This is a genomic window from Roseobacter sp. N2S (genome assembly GCF_031454055.1).
GTDB lineage: Bacteria > Pseudomonadota > Alphaproteobacteria > Rhodobacterales > Rhodobacteraceae > Amylibacter.
Genome location: NZ_JAVDQB010000018.1, coordinates 26,756 through 42,877, shown reverse-complemented (window position 1 = coordinate 42,877; position 16,122 = coordinate 26,756). Strand labels below are relative to the sequence as shown.

14 protein-coding genes and 1 pseudogene are annotated in these 16,122 nt (G+C 51.2%); 7 read left to right on the top strand and 8 right to left on the bottom strand.

Annotated elements, in window-relative coordinates:
* Nucleotides 1–526: 526 nt before the first annotated feature.
* A complete protein-coding gene (locus GGE09_RS23005; RefSeq protein ID WP_309748403.1) occupies nucleotides 527–1,795 on the top strand; it encodes a replication initiation protein in 1,269 nt (422 codons plus the stop codon).
* A gap of 30 nt (nucleotides 1,796–1,825) precedes the next feature.
* On the opposite strand, the gene GGE09_RS23000 is transcribed toward GGE09_RS23005, so the two are convergent.
* The 3 genes from GGE09_RS23000 to GGE09_RS22990 form a co-directional block, all read right to left on the bottom strand.
* Complete coding sequence (locus GGE09_RS23000) at nucleotides 1,826–2,242, bottom strand: glycosyltransferase (protein ID WP_309748402.1); 417 nt, start codon at nucleotides 2,240–2,242, stop codon at nucleotides 1,826–1,828.
* 50 nt (nucleotides 2,243–2,292) lie between these two features.
* Nucleotides 2,293–2,742, bottom strand: a complete 450-nt coding sequence (locus GGE09_RS22995) for a UDP-N-acetylglucosamine--LPS N-acetylglucosamine transferase (RefSeq protein ID WP_309748401.1) — start codon at nucleotides 2,740–2,742, stop codon at nucleotides 2,293–2,295.
* A 90-nt stretch (nucleotides 2,743–2,832) separates the two neighbouring features.
* Nucleotides 2,833–3,507, bottom strand: a complete 675-nt coding sequence (locus GGE09_RS22990; protein WP_309748400.1) for a rhomboid family intramembrane serine protease — start codon at nucleotides 3,505–3,507, stop codon at nucleotides 2,833–2,835.
* 542 nt (nucleotides 3,508–4,049) lie between these two features.
* Between GGE09_RS22990 and GGE09_RS22985 the strand changes: the two genes are divergently transcribed.
* Nucleotides 4,050–4,679, top strand: coding sequence for a VPLPA-CTERM sorting domain-containing protein (locus GGE09_RS22985; protein WP_309748399.1), 630 nt, complete (start codon nucleotides 4,050–4,052; stop codon nucleotides 4,677–4,679).
* Nucleotides 4,680–5,096: 417 nt separating this feature from the next.
* Nucleotides 5,097–5,765: a VPLPA-CTERM sorting domain-containing protein gene (locus GGE09_RS22980; protein WP_309748398.1), complete on the top strand. Its 669-nt coding sequence runs from the start codon at nucleotides 5,097–5,099 to the stop codon at nucleotides 5,763–5,765.
* Nucleotides 5,766–5,981: 216 nt separating this feature from the next.
* Here GGE09_RS22980 and GGE09_RS22975 read toward each other — a convergent pair whose 3' ends face one another.
* Together GGE09_RS22975 and GGE09_RS22970 are read right to left on the bottom strand one after the other, a co-directional pair.
* Nucleotides 5,982–6,608, bottom strand: a complete 627-nt coding sequence (locus tag GGE09_RS22975) for a VPLPA-CTERM sorting domain-containing protein (RefSeq protein WP_309748397.1) — start codon at nucleotides 6,606–6,608, stop codon at nucleotides 5,982–5,984.
* A 538-nt stretch (nucleotides 6,609–7,146) separates the two neighbouring features.
* A complete protein-coding gene (locus GGE09_RS22970) occupies nucleotides 7,147–7,899 on the bottom strand; it encodes a VPLPA-CTERM sorting domain-containing protein (RefSeq protein ID WP_309748396.1) in 753 nt (250 codons plus the stop codon).
* A gap of 323 nt (nucleotides 7,900–8,222) precedes the next feature.
* On the opposite strand from GGE09_RS22970, the gene GGE09_RS22965 reads away from it, so the two are divergent.
* Complete coding sequence (locus GGE09_RS22965; RefSeq protein ID WP_309748395.1) at nucleotides 8,223–8,762, top strand: recombinase family protein; 540 nt, start codon at nucleotides 8,223–8,225, stop codon at nucleotides 8,760–8,762.
* A gap of 104 nt (nucleotides 8,763–8,866) precedes the next feature.
* On the opposite strand, the pseudogene GGE09_RS22960 reads toward GGE09_RS22965, so the two are convergent.
* Nucleotides 8,867–9,022, bottom strand: a pseudogene (locus GGE09_RS22960) (IS6 family transposase); the annotation flags it as partial.
* 418 nt (nucleotides 9,023–9,440) lie between these two features.
* Between GGE09_RS22960 and GGE09_RS22955 the strand changes: the two are divergent.
* The 3 genes from GGE09_RS22955 to GGE09_RS22945 all read left to right on the top strand — a co-directional run bounded on the left by GGE09_RS22955 (nucleotide 9,441) and on the right by GGE09_RS22945 (nucleotide 12,967).
* Nucleotides 9,441–12,143: a LamG-like jellyroll fold domain-containing protein gene (locus tag GGE09_RS22955; RefSeq protein ID WP_309748394.1), complete on the top strand. Its 2,703-nt coding sequence runs from the start codon at nucleotides 9,441–9,443 to the stop codon at nucleotides 12,141–12,143.
* Nucleotides 12,144–12,391: 248 nt separating this feature from the next.
* Nucleotides 12,392–12,646 carry a transposase gene (locus tag GGE09_RS22950; protein WP_309748393.1) on the top strand — a complete coding sequence of 85 codons (255 nt, stop codon included), beginning with the start codon at nucleotides 12,392–12,394 and terminating at the stop codon, nucleotides 12,644–12,646.
* A 123-nt stretch (nucleotides 12,647–12,769) separates the two neighbouring features.
* The gene (locus GGE09_RS22945) at nucleotides 12,770–12,967 is read left to right on the top strand and encodes a hypothetical protein (protein WP_309748392.1); all 198 of its coding nucleotides are present in this window, start codon (nucleotides 12,770–12,772) and stop codon (nucleotides 12,965–12,967) included.
* A gap of 27 nt (nucleotides 12,968–12,994) precedes the next feature.
* Here the strand turns inward: GGE09_RS22945 and xrtD are convergent, their stop codons facing one another.
* Together xrtD and GGE09_RS22935 are read right to left on the bottom strand one after the other, a co-directional pair.
* On the bottom strand, nucleotides 12,995–14,593 hold the full coding sequence (gene xrtD, locus GGE09_RS22940) for a VPLPA-CTERM-specific exosortase XrtD (RefSeq protein WP_309748391.1): 1,599 nt from the start codon (nucleotides 14,591–14,593) through the stop codon (nucleotides 12,995–12,997).
* Between the two features lie 132 nt (nucleotides 14,594–14,725).
* Nucleotides 14,726–16,117 carry a hypothetical protein gene (locus tag GGE09_RS22935; RefSeq protein ID WP_309748390.1) on the bottom strand — a complete coding sequence of 464 codons (1,392 nt, stop codon included), beginning with the start codon at nucleotides 16,115–16,117 and terminating at the stop codon, nucleotides 14,726–14,728.
* Nucleotides 16,118–16,122 lie beyond the last annotated feature (5 nt).

The following is a 16,122-nucleotide window of genomic DNA, read 5'->3' as shown; positions in this document are numbered from 1 at the left end:
GCAGTGGTTCTCTTAAATATCGCACATCCCATGAAATAAGGGAATTACGAATAACAGGGCTTTTCATATTAGAATTGGCAGAGCTTCTGGATCGGGAATTCTGGAATTATTAAAAAAGAAAAAACGACACACCAGAAAGCTATAGAATCTTTAAGAGTCTTTAAGGACTTTGGGATGGATATACTGTTTTATTACAATTAGTTACCTATGTATAGGGACCCGTTTACAGGTTGTAAGGTATCCATCTACGGGATGTTAAGTACCCGTTTGCAGGATGTCAGGGACCTGACGTCAGGATTATAGGTACCCGTTTGCGGGATGCTTTGGATGGGCTCCGTTCGCATACAGGCGGCTGCGAAACTGGCGGGTTAAGGCATTCAGAAAACCGAAGATCATAGGTACCTGTTTACGGGACGGTGGCGCGGGTCGCTAAAAGTACCTCGCGTTACTTGTGGCAGAGGTTCTTTGCTGACATAGTCCTCTTAACCTTTTGCGCAGCAGGGGGGGGATTTTGATCGGGCCGAATATGAAGCAAGACATTCTTGAACAGGAAAATCTGGACGGGGCGCTGAAGCGCGATGCTGTCAAAAAGAATGTTGCGGCGATCCATGTCTCGGGCAAGCTGAGCCTGTTGCAACGCAAGTTGTCCAATGTGCTGCTGCTGAATGCCTATGACGATCTGATCACCAAACCACAGCACCAGATCAATGCCCGCACCCTGTGTTTGATGGTGGGCTATAATTCCAACGATATGGAAACCCTGAAACAGGCGCTTAAGTCGTTGGCGGAAACGGTTGCGGAATGGGATATGCTGGATGCCAAGGGCAAGCAGGAATGGGGGGTCAGCTCTCTGTTGTCTTTTGCCAAGCTGAAGGGGGGCGTGTGTGAATATGCCTATTCTCCGGCACTGGCGGAAAAGCTGCATGACCCCAAAGTCTTTGCGCTGATCAATCTTAATATCCAACGCCGCTTTAATTCGGGCCATGCGCTTGCGCTATATGAAAACTGCTACCGGTTTATGCGCACGGGATCTACGGGGTGGTGGGATCTGGACCTGTTCCGCCGTCTGATGGGCGTGGACGGGTCTACCTATTACGAGACCTTCAAACACCTGAATGCCAAGGTGATCAAACCTGCGGTGGCCGAGGTGAACAAAACCTCTAATATTTTGGTGACCCCTGAATTGCGCAAATCCGGTCGCACGGTCAGCGCCATCCGTTTCAAGATCAAAGAGAACCCGCAGCTGGCGATGTTTGATATTGATGACAGCGGCAGCATTCGCGGTGGGGTGGTTTATACCCAACTGCGTGGTCTTGGGGTCAGTGACCGTCTGGCGCGCCAGTGGATTGGCGAGCACGGCGAGGATTACGTGCGGGACAAAGTGGCCTATGTGAACGGCAAATCAGATGTGGCCAGCCCCGCGCGCTATCTGGCTGCCGCCATTCGGGATGATTACGAAAGCCTTGAAACGCCAGAGCCTGATCCCGCAGCACTGGCCGCTGCCGCCGAACGCCAAGCCGCCGCTGCCGCTGCCCGCGCCGAGGAAGAAGCCCGCGCCGAGGCCATTGCCGCAGAGCGCCGCCAGCGTGCGGCCCGTATGGCGCGGGTGCGTGACATTGTAGAGGCGCGCAACCCGACCCAGCGGGATGCCGACCGGCGGCTGTTCCTGTCGACCCTGAAGGACGATCTGGCCCGCGAGGATTTCTCCCGCCTCGGCTGGGCCTCGGCCCTGAATGCCCGCGCTATTTTTGAATTCTGGGAAGACATGCAGCCCGGCACCTTTGGCGACCTGTAGGGCTTGTAGAATGGCAGGGCGGGGCAGGAATTACCCGTCGATAAACCCCGTCAATGTTTCAATGAGCGTCGAAAACGCAGGGCTGGATCCGGCCTGTGCCGGTTCAAGGTCCGTTGCGGTCAAGAAGCGGGCGATGTCTGCTGTCTCCCAAGCGACATAGACCCCTGTGTGGGCTTCAATCTGACGGGCTGTGGCCAACTGGTGGTCGTTGCGATGCTCGCCAAGGGCATGTTGGCGGGGCAGTACGATCAGCGGTTTCTGATGCTGTTGCGCAGAGAGTAATGTGCCGATACCCGCATGCCCGACAATCAGGCGTGCCGTGCGGAAGGTCTGTGCAAATTGCGCTGGCGGTAGGGACGGGCGCAGATCCAGATTTGGCCAATCCCCGGAAATCGGGCCACATTGGGCGATGACAGGTTCAGACAGGCCGGGCGCAAGATCGTTCATTGCGTTCATTAGGCGGGGGAAAGGCAGTTGGGTGCCTACGGTCACGAAAATCACAACACAGAGCCCGCATAGGTTGCCCCTGTGGCCTGCGCCACCTCTGGCCATTGGCTGAGCCAGTGGGTGGCAAAGCGGCGTGCCAACCGGCCGGACATCGACATCTCTTCGGCGTTGGCCACTGAATCGACCCAAATAGTCTTGGCCCCGATCAACCGCCCAAGGGCGATCGCGATCACACCGGGCAGTGCCCCTGTGGAAATAACAACATGCGGGCGTACAGACAGGATCAACCGCAGTAAGGTCCAGCTGACAACAAGGACAGCGCGTTTTTCATTGCGATTGCAATCGGGGATCGTGGTTGCAGGGGCGGCGCCATGTTGGGCGGCCAGACCAGGCAATGTGGTAACGTAATGGATGTCGTGGTGATCAAAGGCCCTTCGCATCAGCATCAGTTGTTGCCAGTGGCCGCCCCCCGATGCGATTGCCAGAATACGTTTTGTCATGAGTGGCCTTTGAAAGTGAGTGCAACAATGCGCATGGTTTTGTGTGATAAGCTTTGTGGTTTCAAGGCGGTCTTGGGGTTATTTGATGGCTTATCTCTCATTCGGTGCGGAAGGTTCTGTGGATTTAGGGCGGATAAATATCCCCGCCAATGCCCCGAACACGGCCCCGCCCAGATGGGTTTCCCATGCCAGCCGTCCCGAGGTTGCCCACCACAAGATGAAGTTGAGCAGTATCAGCAGTACAATGGGGCGCAGTATCGGGGTGAGGGAGACGCCGTCCTGATACCGCTCGCGGGCTTCCCAGACCAGCCAGGCCCCGACAAGCCCGAACAGTGCGCCAGAGGCCCCTACCATGGGGGCAAGGGCGCTGGACAGGGCCCCAAAGGCAACAGCCCCCCCCAGCAACGAGGCCAGATAGACCGCGGTGAATTTTAACGGGCCAACCCGTTCGATAATCCCGACCCCGAGAGACCAGAGTGTCATCATGTTCATGGTCAGGTGTAAAAAGCCCGCATGCAGGAAGCTGTAGGTAAAGAACATCGTTGCCGGTTGCGCGGTGAAGTTGGGTTTCCAGTCGTGCAACAGGCCGGTCCAGAATCCACCGTTCTGATAGGCGAGCCCGCGTAAATGCTTATAGGGGAGCACCCCATGATCCGCCGCCATCAGGATGAATTCGATCCCACAACACACCAATATGATTGCGATCAGCACCCAGCGTCGCGGGGCGGGGCTGTTCGGACCTGCTTCAAGGGGGGGCTTGGTCATGAAGCCTCACAGGTTGGGCGCGCAGTTGGTGTGGAAAGGGGGAGAGTTGTTTTGTGCATACGTGTGTTGAGTGTTGCCCAGAAATACCATCGATGAAGCAATATCTTTTTTGTGCCCTGTTGCAAACCCTAGCGGTGTGGAGCCGATAGTTTCAAAGGCGCCTTTCTGGTTGCTGACAGGCGGTCTTAGTAAGATCGGCGGGTGATCTACAGATTCGGGAATTAAATCCAGGACTCAATTCTGCAATGAGTCTTTTTTGATCTGCTCAATCTTGGGTGGGTTTTTGTGGTTTCAAGTCAAAATATTAAGGCGATATTATCGATAACGTGCCTTATTATCTTCGATATTTTGCAAAATATATGGTAGCATAAGGGTGAGTGATTAGCTGTTCCATAGACGTGATGGGGCGATGTTCAAAACCCCTTTAAGCGCTATTATCTGCATTTTGCATAGTCCTTTTTAGACAGAATTTCTGGTTCACTATTGGATGATTTGGGGTGGCTGGTTCTAAACTCAGGCGAATTTTTAAAAAGGTCGGTTCTATGAGTATATTATTTGTATCAAAATCGGCAAAGCTGTTCCTCGCGGGGTGTCTAGCCGTGCTTTGGGCCACTTCAAGTGTTGCGGCCCCAAAGCCTGCGCCGCCGGTTGTCATCCCAGTCATCTCGGCGTGTAGTAGTAATACGCCAGATGTCACCAATAATGTCACCGCCAATGACGGGTGTCAGGTTATCTCTGGTATTGGCAATGACAGCGAGTCTGCAGTGTCTGGTATGTTCAGCATTACAGACTGGAAACAGCTTGGCAAAGTTGACCCGCCTCCGGGTTCCACATCGGGTGGGGAACTGACGCTTACAGGTGGGTTGATATCGGGAACTTGGACAGTCACCCAAAATCTGCTGTCCAGCTATGGCAAGATCATGCTTCTGTTTAAGGCGGGACAAGACCATAATACCGATCCGGCTGCGACGGTTGGGTATCTGATCAGTACGTTGACTGGGACTTACAATTCACCCCTATATAAGGACGATGGCACTGGTGACCAAAGGGATATAAGCCATGTAACCCTATATGTGTCTGACCCGTCTCCTATTCCGTTGCCAGCGGGGGGGGTATTGCTGCTGACTGCTTTGGCTGGTCTAGGTTTTGCACGGCGTCGCAAGAAAACCTGACCCGTATTTGATATCGCATGAATAAAACCCGCGCCCCCAAACGCGGGTTTTATTTTGGGGTGTGGTGACCTGACGGGGGCTGGCACCATATGGAGGTGCTGCTTGACCCCCAAACCGACTGGCCAGTTCGCTGACCGTCTCTTCGCCTTTCAGCGCTTCCAACGCCACCTTGGCTTTGAATTCTGGATGATGTTGCTTCCGTTTCGATATTCCTAAGCTCCTTTGTGTTGAAGATCAGCAAACTACAAATCGCAGCTTACGTCAGTGTCGAATTTCAGGGGGTAGCTCACTATTGCTAACGTGGGTATGTTGCATGTATACTTAGCCTGAACCGATCGGGATTTGATTGGGTTGCCTAAGCAAATTACGCTGAGGCTGTGTAGCAGGTTTGAATTAGTAATCTTAGGGGATTTCACGTTGAAAATAACAACATTAACACGCGCCGCATTCATTTGTGGGCTTGGGATTTCCCTTTCTGCAACGGTTTCTTTTGCTGCCAGCGTTACCTTTGACTTTCAAGAAAAACCATCGGGTTGGAAACGGAAGCTGAGCTATACGCACGACGATATAGGGTTGACCGTCAAGGCCCTACAAACCAACCAGAAAAACATCGTTTCCAAGGCGAAGGTTCGCACAGACGTTAGTTCTGGCTTGGGTGTAAAAGCTGGCAAGGGTGACAATAACCTAAAGATTGACTCCAAAGGCAGAGAAGAAACAGTTGTTTTCAAATTTGACACCAACGTCACCATTGAAAGCATTACATTCAGCTCTTTCAGAAAGCGCGACGATTTTAGCCTGTCCGGTGGGGCCTTGGCTGCACTTACAGATAACGTTGTGCAAACCTATACATTTACCGAAGATTACAGCTCAAACCGTTTTGATGTTTCAGCACTAGATGCCTGGAATAAAAAACGTGGCAAATTCAAAGCATCAAGCTTTAAGATTACCAGCATAACAGTCAGCACGCCGGACCCTGTTGTAAAGCCTGTACCACCTCTGACTGTTGTTCCGCTGCCGGCGGCGGGGTTTCTTTTGTTGGGCGCGCTTGGTGCACTCGGCTTAACGCGCCGTCGTAAACGGGCGTAATCAAAACGGTTTCCTGAAAAAACAGACGGATTTTCCACAGTTTTTGTGTGTTCGGGCGCTCCATTCGGGGCGCCTTTTGTCTGTTATGTAATCACTCTTGATAAAATGCCAGTTTTTACTGGCGTCTTATAACAGGGATGGCCAGCCCCCCCAAAAAAACAGAAAACGGCCCGCCTTGGGGGCGGGCCGTCTTTGATAGCTTAAACTTATAAGGGTTTAGGCCGCTTTTTTACGACGACGCGCAATGCCCAGACCGCCAAGAGCCGTCAGCAAAAGCAATCCGCCAGCGGGCAGTGGAACTGCTGCTACGGTGCCATTGATGGTAAGTGTGGCTGAAGCTAGATCGAAGGTGTCAAGATCAGGACAGCTGAACACGCAACCAGTAAACTCGGAAAAACCGAATGTGAATTCATTGGTCGCAACCGAATGGGTGAACACGTCGCCACCGGTGACGGTGAATGATTGCGGGGATAGGTTATCGCTCAGCTGGGAATAGGTGTCAGTGCCCCCGCTATGGGCTTTGAGACGCACGGACCAGTTCTCACCTAGACCTATATAGTACGGACCGCTTGGTCCGGCATCGTCGAACATCAGTGTCAAAACGAAGCTGTCGATGGTATCATAAGCCAAGCTGCTGAAATCGAAGCTGTCTTGAAACCGTCCCGAAGATTGGTCGCTGACCGTGACCGAGTTCGCATTCACGGTGTCGGTACCGCTCGGATCAACCTGTCCGGTTCCGGTGCCATAGTCGTGGGTGTAAACACCAAGCGTTGCGGCGCTGGCTGCACCGACAGTGAATGACAGCGCCAAGGCAGCAGCGGCTGTTAATGTTGTGAGTTTCATTTTTCTCTCCTATGTTGAGAAAGTCTAAATTCCAAGCTGGGTGTAGTTTATGAAATATACTTTTGTGAAAGTGCTAAAACAGAATTAACCCTAAGCCAATACATGCGATATTCCTAAAGCGGCCTATCGAAATAAGGCAATTTCGCCTTAATTGGTGCACGAGTCAAGAACTTCGAAAATAATGATCCGTTTTACTTGGCGGTATTCGGTAACTTATTGTGAAAAAATAGATTTGTGCTTTAGAGGGTCTACAGTCTTTGGTTGAGGTTGCTGTCCAAATAACAGCTCTATCCATTGATATTTGATTGAGGCACCCTAGTTTTTTGTAAACGCTTTTGTTGGAAATTTTGGAACCAAGCAAAGACGAATATGAACAAGGGTATCCGATTTTCGGATGAGTCCAAACAAGATGCTGTGGCACAGGTCGTACAGCGCGATACGCGGTCAATGAAGTGGCTGATCGGTTTTTGGCTGTGCGCCCTTAAATTGAAAACGGCCCACCTTGGGGCGGGCCGTTCATTCTAAACTGGGCAAGTGTTCAGACAGATTTTCTGCGACGACGTGCAAAGCCCAGACCACCAAGGGCCGTCAGCAGAAGCAATCCGCCAGCGGGCAGTGGGACAGTCGCAACGACTGTGATCTCGGCTGAGGAGAGCAGAGTAGTCGTGCCTTTTTCATAGACTGAGTAGTTGAAGACATAGCTGCCGGGTTTGTCCGGGTCCAAAGAGTATCCAAAGCCCAGATTGGCGGATTGTTGGGCAACGCTGTACAAGCCGGAGTTTGTAGTCAGCTCGGCATTACTTGCGGATTCAATGCCGTTGCCATTGCCTGTCGTGTTATCCCCGAGAGAGTGGTCAAAAAAGCCCGGTGTGTTGAACGGATCAAGCGTGGCGAAAGTTACGCCTGCGCCAGAATCCGTATCGTAGGAGAACACGTGGTCGAAATCGGAAAGGACCGATCCTGAGGTTCCGCTATAGTCCACGTTAACCGACCATTCGAAGTTGAAGACGGACCGGTGCGATGGGTTGGTGGTTAGAACTGTTGTGTCGAAGGTGTATGTATCAACACCATCATAATTGTAGACTTCTGCGGCTGGATAACGCTGTTTGCCCCGCAATCCAACTTCGATGTTGTTGTTTGTTTCGCCGGTAAACCCGCCATTGGCGTTGCCGCTGCCGAAAATGGTATCCGGTTTAACCAATCCAGTGCCGTTGACCGGTGCCGCCGCGACCGAAGTCACGCTCGCCATGGTCAAGCACGCCACTGCGGCAAGCTGTCGTAAATTTCTCATAATAAATCCCCCAAGGATTAAGTCGGTTGTTTTTGCAATGAATTACTCAAAGTATATTGATGTATGAAACCTGAAAATGGCAAGTAGATTATCACTGAGGGAGTTAGAAAGAGAGGTTTGAACAGGTTTTAAAAGTTCTGAATGCATGTAGGGTCTGGGATCGTCTGGTGTTTTAGGGTGCCGCAGATTATTCGTGTGGCGTGTTTCAAAAACGGTCGTTTTTGACACTATCGCGCGAAGGTCATCGTTTCAGGGTCTTTGGTGGTTCAAAAACCCTGTTCAAAACCGATTGAGTTTTGAAACATTTTTGATACCATCTCCATATGATTTTTGGATATGCCAGAGTGTCGACCGCCGACCAAACCACAAATGCCCAAAACGATGCTTTACAGGCGGCGGGGGCGGAGCGGTTGTTTCAAGACTCTTTGTCTGGTGCGACGCGGGCGCGACCCCAGTTGGAAACGCTTCTGGCGCAGTTGCGCCCCGGGGATGTGGTCATGGTCACAAAATATGACCGGCTGGCCCGCTCGCTGCGGGACTTGATCGACATCGTCGAGCAGATCGGCGCGGCGGGGGCAGGGTTTCGGTCGTTGGCGGAAGATATCGACACAACCACGCCAGCGGGTCGGCTGGTGTTTCATGTGTTTGGATCCATCGCCGAATTTGAACGGGCCCGTATCGCCGAGCGCACCCGCGAGGGTTTGGCCGCCGCGCGCAAGCGGGGCAGGGTCGGGGGGCGGCCTGTGGCACTGTCACCCGAGGCCCGCGCCGAAGTCCGCCGCATGCGCGAGTCAGGCAGTCAGACGGTGGCCGAGATCGCCCGTATCTTTAAGGTCAGCCGGTCCACTATTTTACGGGCGTGATGCTATGATTCAATAGACAGCCCAGCCGCCTGTCGCAGCATCCAGTAACACCGCAGGCAGCGCAGGCGGTATAGGGTGGCCAATGCGCGCCATTTTTCCCTATGCCGGATCGTCTCATAACTTACCATGATGCCGCGTTCGACCAACAGATCCTCATCGTCACGAAGGCTGAGAACAAAGCGATGAGTACACCCAGACCGCGTAGGAAATGACAGAAAGCGGTAGCCTTTGAGGCACGATTGGGAAATCTTATTAATCATATGGCTCTGCTACAGGCAGTCGCTGGTGTGGTCGAAAAGCTGATGATGCCTTTTGTATAGCAGGCATATCCTTCTGATCAAAGTAACTATCTGTTTTATATAATTTTATCACTCTCTCTTTTGGTGCCAATATCTTTGTGCGCATTTGGGAGATGGCACTTTGAAACTGGCAGAAATTCTTAGAATTTACTCTGTATTGGCATTCCCTCCTACCAATTTTTCGAGGCAGAGCCCCCAACAGGAACTTTGCACCGACATAGCCCTTAGTTTCTCATTTTGACCACAAAGTAGCCGCAAGAGAGCCCTGAAACGGTCATTAGGGGACCACAAAAAGGGCGCTGAATACATCAAGATTGAATAACAAAATACAAGAGTTTTCACGCGCAGGGGCGTGTGTTTTTGAGGGTTAGGACTGGAAATGGCTGATACTACACTGATCGTGAGCACTTCTGAAGAATTAGTAGATGCTATGGAAGTTCTTGCAAATGGTGAAGGCGGGACAATCCTGCTGAAAAATATTGGAGAAACTTACAATGTCGTATTGCGTGACATAAAAGTTAATGAGCCTTCGATCACCATAAAATCTTTTGACGACAATGACCGCGCCGTCGTTGAATATTTGGAATTACGTGGGCGTGAAAACATTACGATAGATGGTGTTGTGTTTGATAGTTCAGGCGCTTCTGAAGACCGTTCAATCCACGCAAAAGATTTTATGGTGTCATCTTCAACCTCCATTGCTGTCAAGAATAGTATCTTCAAAGGTGATGCGAAAGGCTTCTATGATGGTGAGAACGGTATAGAAAAAGCCACTAGCATGGCGCTGGTTCGTGAAACTAACGGGTTCATTTTCGAAAATAATGATGTGTCTGGCTATAATCATGGCTTGGAGGTTCGCGAGACCACAGACATTTCAATCAGGAGTAATGAAATTCGGGAAATGCAGGGGGATGGTCTGCGTTTTGGTGGTGTGCAAGACCTGCTAATAGAAGATAATTTCATGCATGATTTTCTGGGCTCTACCAGGGACCAAAATCATATGGATATGATTCAGTTCTGGGGAACGAATGCAATTCTAAATACAGAGAACGTCATCATTCGGGGTAACATACTTGATGCAGGAGATGGGGTTGCGACGCAGGCCATTTTTGGGCGGAACGAGCAGTTTAAAGATAGTGGCACTTATTTCCAGAATATTTTGATTGAGGAAAACGTGATTCACAATGGTAATTACCATGGAATTACGATGAACAATACAAATGGTTTGATCATCCGCAATAATACAGTGCTCTGGAATCAAGATTCTAAGGACTATCAAACAGCGGGTGATGGTGGAGAATCAAACATGCCTCGAATTCAGGCAGAAGACTCTACAAATGTATCTGTTTATGGGAATATTGCCTCGGGGTTTTACTTTCCTGAGGGAGTAGACGCATCCAATAACGCTATCATTTCTTATGATCAAAAAGGTGATGATGGGTATGTCGAAAAGCAGTTTATTAATGCGCTTGTTGGTGGTGACGGCGATCTGCGTGACCTTGTTTTAAATCCGAGTAGTTCGTGGGTTGGTAAATTTGGTGCGGAGACCAGTCAGCCCCTAGACGCTGTCGATGACCTTACGGCCGTAATGGCTGTTCAAGGAGTTTCCGGTGATATGAACGCATTCGTTTTCAGCGCCGTTTTTTCGCAGAATGAAACTGGCTACCTCAATGAGGAAAATGCGCAGTTCACGTGGACGTTTAGCGATGGTACCATTTTAACAGGCATCACGGTTCAAAAGACGTTCGCAGAAGCTGGTGTAAAAGATGCAACCTTGGTTGTGACCATGTTACCAGATGCTGAGTCAACACATGTAAAGAGCGGCGAGACGCTGGCAAAAACGGATTCAATCACTCGGGACCTTACGGTTCAAGACAAGACACTTATCTCCATAGACTTTGATGATGGATATAATGACGATTCAAGTTACAATTCACTGATCAGTTATACAGCCCCCGTTAGCGGCCTCACTACAGTTGAAGGCGTGACTGGGAGTGGGTTTTGGCTAGATGGAACTAATAAGGTTTCTATTGATCGTGATAACCTGCAGATATATGATTTGGATGTCTTTTCTCTTGGTATCGCTATCAAGCAGGACGCAGATGACGATGGCGGTGACATTCTTCAGTTTTACAAAACACTAAACGGAGTTGTTGACGAAAATGGTGCCGTGATCTTTAAGCTCACCACCCCAGATGGCGTCTTTACGGTTATGTCAGAGGAAAACACCATATCCAATGATAATTGGCACAAAATATTTGTGACCTATAATTCGTTGGAGGAAATTTTTTCACTTTACGTTGATGGCGATCTTATTTCTAGCGTGACAGCAACAGGGTCAACCCCATCCAAAGCATATTGGCACCTTGATCTTGGAGATACTTGGAACGATGGGATCAAAGGCGTTATCGATGATTTCAGCCTAACAGCAGATGTTAAGACGGCGGCAGAAATTGCCGAAGACTATCGGGATATGGGGGCAAGTCTGAATCGGATCACCTCAACGGGTGAAGATCTTCTCCTCATCGGAGATAGCACTGACAATACGTATATTATTGGCGGGGAAGACGGTGTTTCGGAATTTCAAGTTAAGGTGAAAGGTTTCAGGGGCGATGATGAGGTCATTGTCGAAGGCGGAACAGCAACCGTTCGCACGCACGCTGGCCGAGATACCGTCATTTTGGGGGATGCCAATGATACTGTCTTTGGCGGGAAACAAGCCGATGTGTTACACGGCGGTGGTGGTGACGATCTATTAAACGGAAACAATGGCAAGGATGAACTTTACGGAGGGCAGGGGGACGATACACTGATCGGGTCAGGCGGGCACGACATAATGACCGGGGGTGCCGGTTCCGATGTTTTTGTCTTCAATTGGCGCCGTGATGAAGGCAACGATATCATAACGGATTTTGATGTTGAGAATGATCTGATCCGGATTTCCAAAGGAGGAGATTTCTCAGATCTCATGATTGACGATTTCGGCCGTGGCACGACAGTTCTGCTGTCTAACGGTACACAAATTATACTGCAAAACGTGGATGCATCTGCGATTGATGTGGATAACTTTGAGTTCATCTAAGCCAGGTTAGAATATTCCCGCCATTTGACGTACAACCTATAACGTAACCGCTCCATTGCTACCGTGGTGATTTAGCCTTTATCCGCAGCACGAGGTCTGTGTCATCGACGAAGTCATGCCAGGTTCTGGTGGTGATACGAGCGGCTCGGATCATGTCCGTCACTTCTTCCACCCCGTCATCGTGAAGTGGTCCGGCAAATTCGGACAGCGTGCTAAGGTGTATCCAACACTGATGAATGGATACGAGAATGACGAAGCGACGGAATTTTTCAGACAAGTTTAAGGCTGCTGTGGCGCTTGAGGCGCTGCGTGGCGACAAGATAGTTCAGGAGATTGCAGCCAAGCGCCAGCTTCACCCGACGCAGGTGAGCACATGGAAACGGCAGGCGATTGAAGGCATGGCCGGGGTGTTTTCGGACAAGATCAAGAAGGCTGAGAACAAGGATAGCGAGATCAAAGATCTGCACGTCCCACTGACCGGCAGCACATCTTTACATGTGTGAGAGGTAAGATCGGTCAGCTTGCGGTGGAGAACGATTTTTTGTCACAAGGGCTAAAGCGATGAGCCCGTCCACTGCCCGGCAGGGTCATGCGCAGCATGATCCCGAGAGGGGGAACGCCGCGAGATGATCCGCAAAGAGAACACCTATTTGAGCCTGACACGCCAATGCAAGCTGCTCAAGATCAGCCGCTCATCAATCTATTACACTCCCGTTGGGATGAATGCTGAGACGCTTAAACTGATGCATGAGATTGATAGGGTGTTCACAAAATACCCGTTCTTTGGCAGCCGCCAGATAGCAGCCTATTTACCCCAATCTTAGGCAGGCGGTGCCAATGGTGTGGTTACCCTAAAACGGCACGAACCTTGGCAACCTAGGCATGCTTGCCTTCATGAAGCGTTGCATGCGGGCGTCAGCTTCGGCTTCGGTTTCTTCGGGGTTCATATCGGTCACATACCGCACTAGGGCGCCGTCGGTGCGGCCCATGGCGATGCTGTCATAAACGACGACCGCTTTGGCGACAAAGTCGTTGGTCAGGCGTTTGCCCCGTTGTTCGAACCAATAATAGACCAGCTTTTTGGACAGGCCTTTCTGGATGATCGCGCGGTTCACCATGAATTTGCCAAAGACCTCGTCGCCCAAATCTATTTCATAAGGCTCTAGGTCAAAGACTTCCCAACCGCCAACAGGCAGGCAGACTTCGGGGGAGTGAATGCCCGAACCTTCGGTTTGTTTGTTGTAAAAGGCGACGAACAGGCTGACAGGGGCGGTCTCGTTTGTGTCTTGATAGAACCCGTTGATATAATCATCAGCGCCCAAAACGTTTTCGATATCGGGTTCCAGTTGGGATGTGGTGCCAGACCAATTGTCGATCTTGCGGGGGAACAACAGGAAGGGGTCTCTTTCTGGCGCCAGTGCGGGTGGGGCCTGCAAAACCAGCCATAGAACCGACACCAGGCCAGTAAGCCCCATACCAAGATAAAGAGCCGCAGAAGCGCGGATGTTTAAAATGCGCAGGCCGATCACGCCAAGGCCCGATGTATCAAGGTCGATTGCTTCGGACAGGGGTTTGGGATCAGCGGTCAGGCGTTGCAGCACCAGAGCCATGATAAACAGGACCCCGATACACAGGATGAAGATAACCCAGCCTTCAAAGAAGTGTAAAAATCCTTCGGCCTGCTCGATGCCGTATCTGTCCACAAGCACCCCAATAACGCCAATACGAAGCGAATTCATCAGGACCGTAAGCGGGGCGGCAGAGAGCAGCAAAACCGCTTTGTGCCAGATTGGCCCGCGGTAAAGGATCGAAAACAGATAGGAAAATGACAGGATCGGGAAGAGATAGCGCAGCCCCGAGCAGGCCTCGGCAACCTGCAGCTTATAAACCCCCAAATCAATAACATTGCCTTCCAGAAACACCGGAACGCCCGCAAGAGACACAAACCAGACACCGATGCTGGATGAAATCAACTGCAAGAAAATAGTCAGCTTCCAGAACACGAACTGCGGCAGGGGCAGCATAAAGATCAGGTGCAAAACAGGCAGTTGGTGATGTTTCCCCCGCGCCCAGCCAAAAGTTGTCAGCACCACACCACCGACCCAGATAATAAGCGCATAGCTGGTAATATCGGGGATCTGTGTCAGGTTGCCAAAAACGGCAATCAAAAGCGCAAAGGCAATGACCGCAAGCCCCGGCCAGCGGTCAGTGACCTGCCCGGCGGGCATTGGGTGGGTCCGCAGTTCACGCAGAAAAAGGTAAAGCGAAATGACCGGGATCAACGGCCCGTGGCTGTATTCTGCTGTGGACCAGGCCTTTACAAGAGATGCCAGTCCAGCCCAAAAAATCGGAAGCGATACAAGTATCAACAAAACGAAACCAGTCAAACCCAGAGGATTTATTCGAAGAAGCAGGGGTTTCTTAAAGAATGTGGTTTCAAGTGTGGGCATTTCTTACAATCTAAAGCTACTGACAAAGTATTTATTTCAACCATCTTACCCTAGTTTCGCTTGAGTAGGGGGTCTTTAAGATGGCGGTCACAGTAATATTATCTAACGGTTCGGAAAGGATTTTTCTTTGATTCAGGGTTTGTATTTGAAGCTTTTATCAAGAGACAGGAACACCGCATTGGACCGTGCGCTGTTGGTGGTATCACTGTCGGCATACCGCGCCTCATAGCCGCCCGAAAGCACCCAATCCGCAGGAAGCTCGCGGTCATAACTGATCCTGAGGTTGCTCCGCGTTGCCCCCGTCACGGTTGTGGCGTCGAGGCCTTCAATCTGTGCGTAATCGAGCGATAGGTTCAAACCCGCCACAGAGTTGATTTGGTACTTATACCCGACCGCCGCCTTGGTCCGCTCGTATTCGTCGTCATCAGAGGAGGTCTGGAAACTGCGCGACAGGCTGGCGGTGAACACGCTGGTGGCGGTTTCAAGACTATACTCCAGTGACCCGATGGCATTGGGCGTCCCGCCGTCGCCTTTGCTGGCCCCGAGCGTCGCCGATAGCGCGCCTCGTGGCAATTCGAGGCTGCGCCCGAAGACAAGCGAGACACGGTTGCCATTGGTCGAGAAACTGTTGCTCAGGTCAACCGTGGCGGTTCCGTTTTGCATCTGGCGCGTCAGTTCAAACGATCCTGACCAGCCGTTGTCTTTTGTGCTTCCCCGAAGCCCCCCAACGGTTTCGTCCGTGTTGATTTGATTATGCGATATAGAGGTCACAAAACTGAGGATTGGATTGATTTCACCCTGCAGGCCAATCCCGAAGCGGGTTGTCTCGCGGTCGGTTTGTTCGACGTCTTGGGCCGTGTATCGGTTCCAGCCCGCTTCGATCGTTCCGGTCAGTGTCGCAGAAAACCGCAGGTTTCCGGTTGCAGAAAGCGAACTGTTGTCAGAGTCAAAGAGGCTGGCATTTGTCGTGTTCTGATATTCCCGCTTGGTATAACCGCCCCTCAGGGTCACCCCGAAGGGGGCATTGGTGCCCAAATCCAACGAAACATCAGAGCCATAGGTCCCCAATGTACCGCGATCAACGATTAGGTCGCTGGAAAACGGCAGGTCGGGGTTCGCCAGAAGAAACGTCGACGAGACATCAGAGCTTTTGTAAAACGCCCCCGCAGCCAAGCGGTTGTTGGCGTTTTCACGGGTGTAATCCAGATAGATATGTTCATTGTCAGAGCCGGTCGAAACCGTATTTCCAGGGATGTTGCCCTGTCGGAAATCGGCACTGGCCCCAAAGTCGAGGGTTTGGTTCTGGGATCTGGTGGACAGATCAAAGCCCAGATGATGGGTCAGAAAGGTCGCCGTTCCAGCGGAAGGGCTATCCAGACCGAAATTATCATCCACACGCAGTTTAGAGCCCAGATTGAAGCTCAGAATAATTGGCTCGGCGTCTTGTGCACGGGCCACACCTGAGACGACCAATAGACCACAGACAAGCCCCAGAGTGGCGGATGATTGTTTCAGGTTCGGCATTGGGA

What these genes read in the sequence shown, in the direction of transcription:
- GGE09_RS22935 (WP_309748390.1), bottom strand. Translation starts at nt 16,117, where the DNA reads ATGCCGAACCTGAAACAATCATCCGCCACTCTGGGGCTTGTCTGTGGT.
- GGE09_RS22975 (WP_309748397.1), bottom strand. Translation starts at nt 6,608, where the DNA reads ATGAAACTCACAACATTAACAGCCGCTGCTGCCTTGGCGCTGTCATTC.
- GGE09_RS22950 (WP_309748393.1), top strand. Translation starts at nt 12,392, where the DNA reads ATGACGAAGCGACGGAATTTTTCAGACAAGTTTAAGGCTGCTGTGGCG.
- GGE09_RS22965 (WP_309748395.1), top strand. Translation starts at nt 8,223, where the DNA reads ATGATTTTTGGATATGCCAGAGTGTCGACCGCCGACCAAACCACAAAT.
- GGE09_RS22955 (WP_309748394.1), top strand. Translation starts at nt 9,441, where the DNA reads ATGGCTGATACTACACTGATCGTGAGCACTTCTGAAGAATTAGTAGAT.
- GGE09_RS22945 (WP_309748392.1), top strand. Translation starts at nt 12,770, where the DNA reads ATGATCCGCAAAGAGAACACCTATTTGAGCCTGACACGCCAATGCAAG.
- GGE09_RS23000 (WP_309748402.1), bottom strand. Translation starts at nt 2,242, where the DNA reads ATGAACGATCTTGCGCCCGGCCTGTCTGAACCTGTCATCGCCCAATGT.
- GGE09_RS23005 (WP_309748403.1), top strand. Translation starts at nt 527, where the DNA reads ATGAAGCAAGACATTCTTGAACAGGAAAATCTGGACGGGGCGCTGAAG.
- xrtD (WP_309748391.1), bottom strand. Translation starts at nt 14,593, where the DNA reads ATGCCCACACTTGAAACCACATTCTTTAAGAAACCCCTGCTTCTTCGA.
- GGE09_RS22990 (WP_309748400.1), bottom strand. Translation starts at nt 3,507, where the DNA reads ATGACCAAGCCCCCCCTTGAAGCAGGTCCGAACAGCCCCGCCCCGCGA.
- GGE09_RS22985 (WP_309748399.1), top strand. Translation starts at nt 4,050, where the DNA reads ATGAGTATATTATTTGTATCAAAATCGGCAAAGCTGTTCCTCGCGGGG.
- GGE09_RS22995 (WP_309748401.1), bottom strand. Translation starts at nt 2,742, where the DNA reads ATGACAAAACGTATTCTGGCAATCGCATCGGGGGGCGGCCACTGGCAA.
- GGE09_RS22970 (WP_309748396.1), bottom strand. Translation starts at nt 7,899, where the DNA reads ATGAGAAATTTACGACAGCTTGCCGCAGTGGCGTGCTTGACCATGGCG.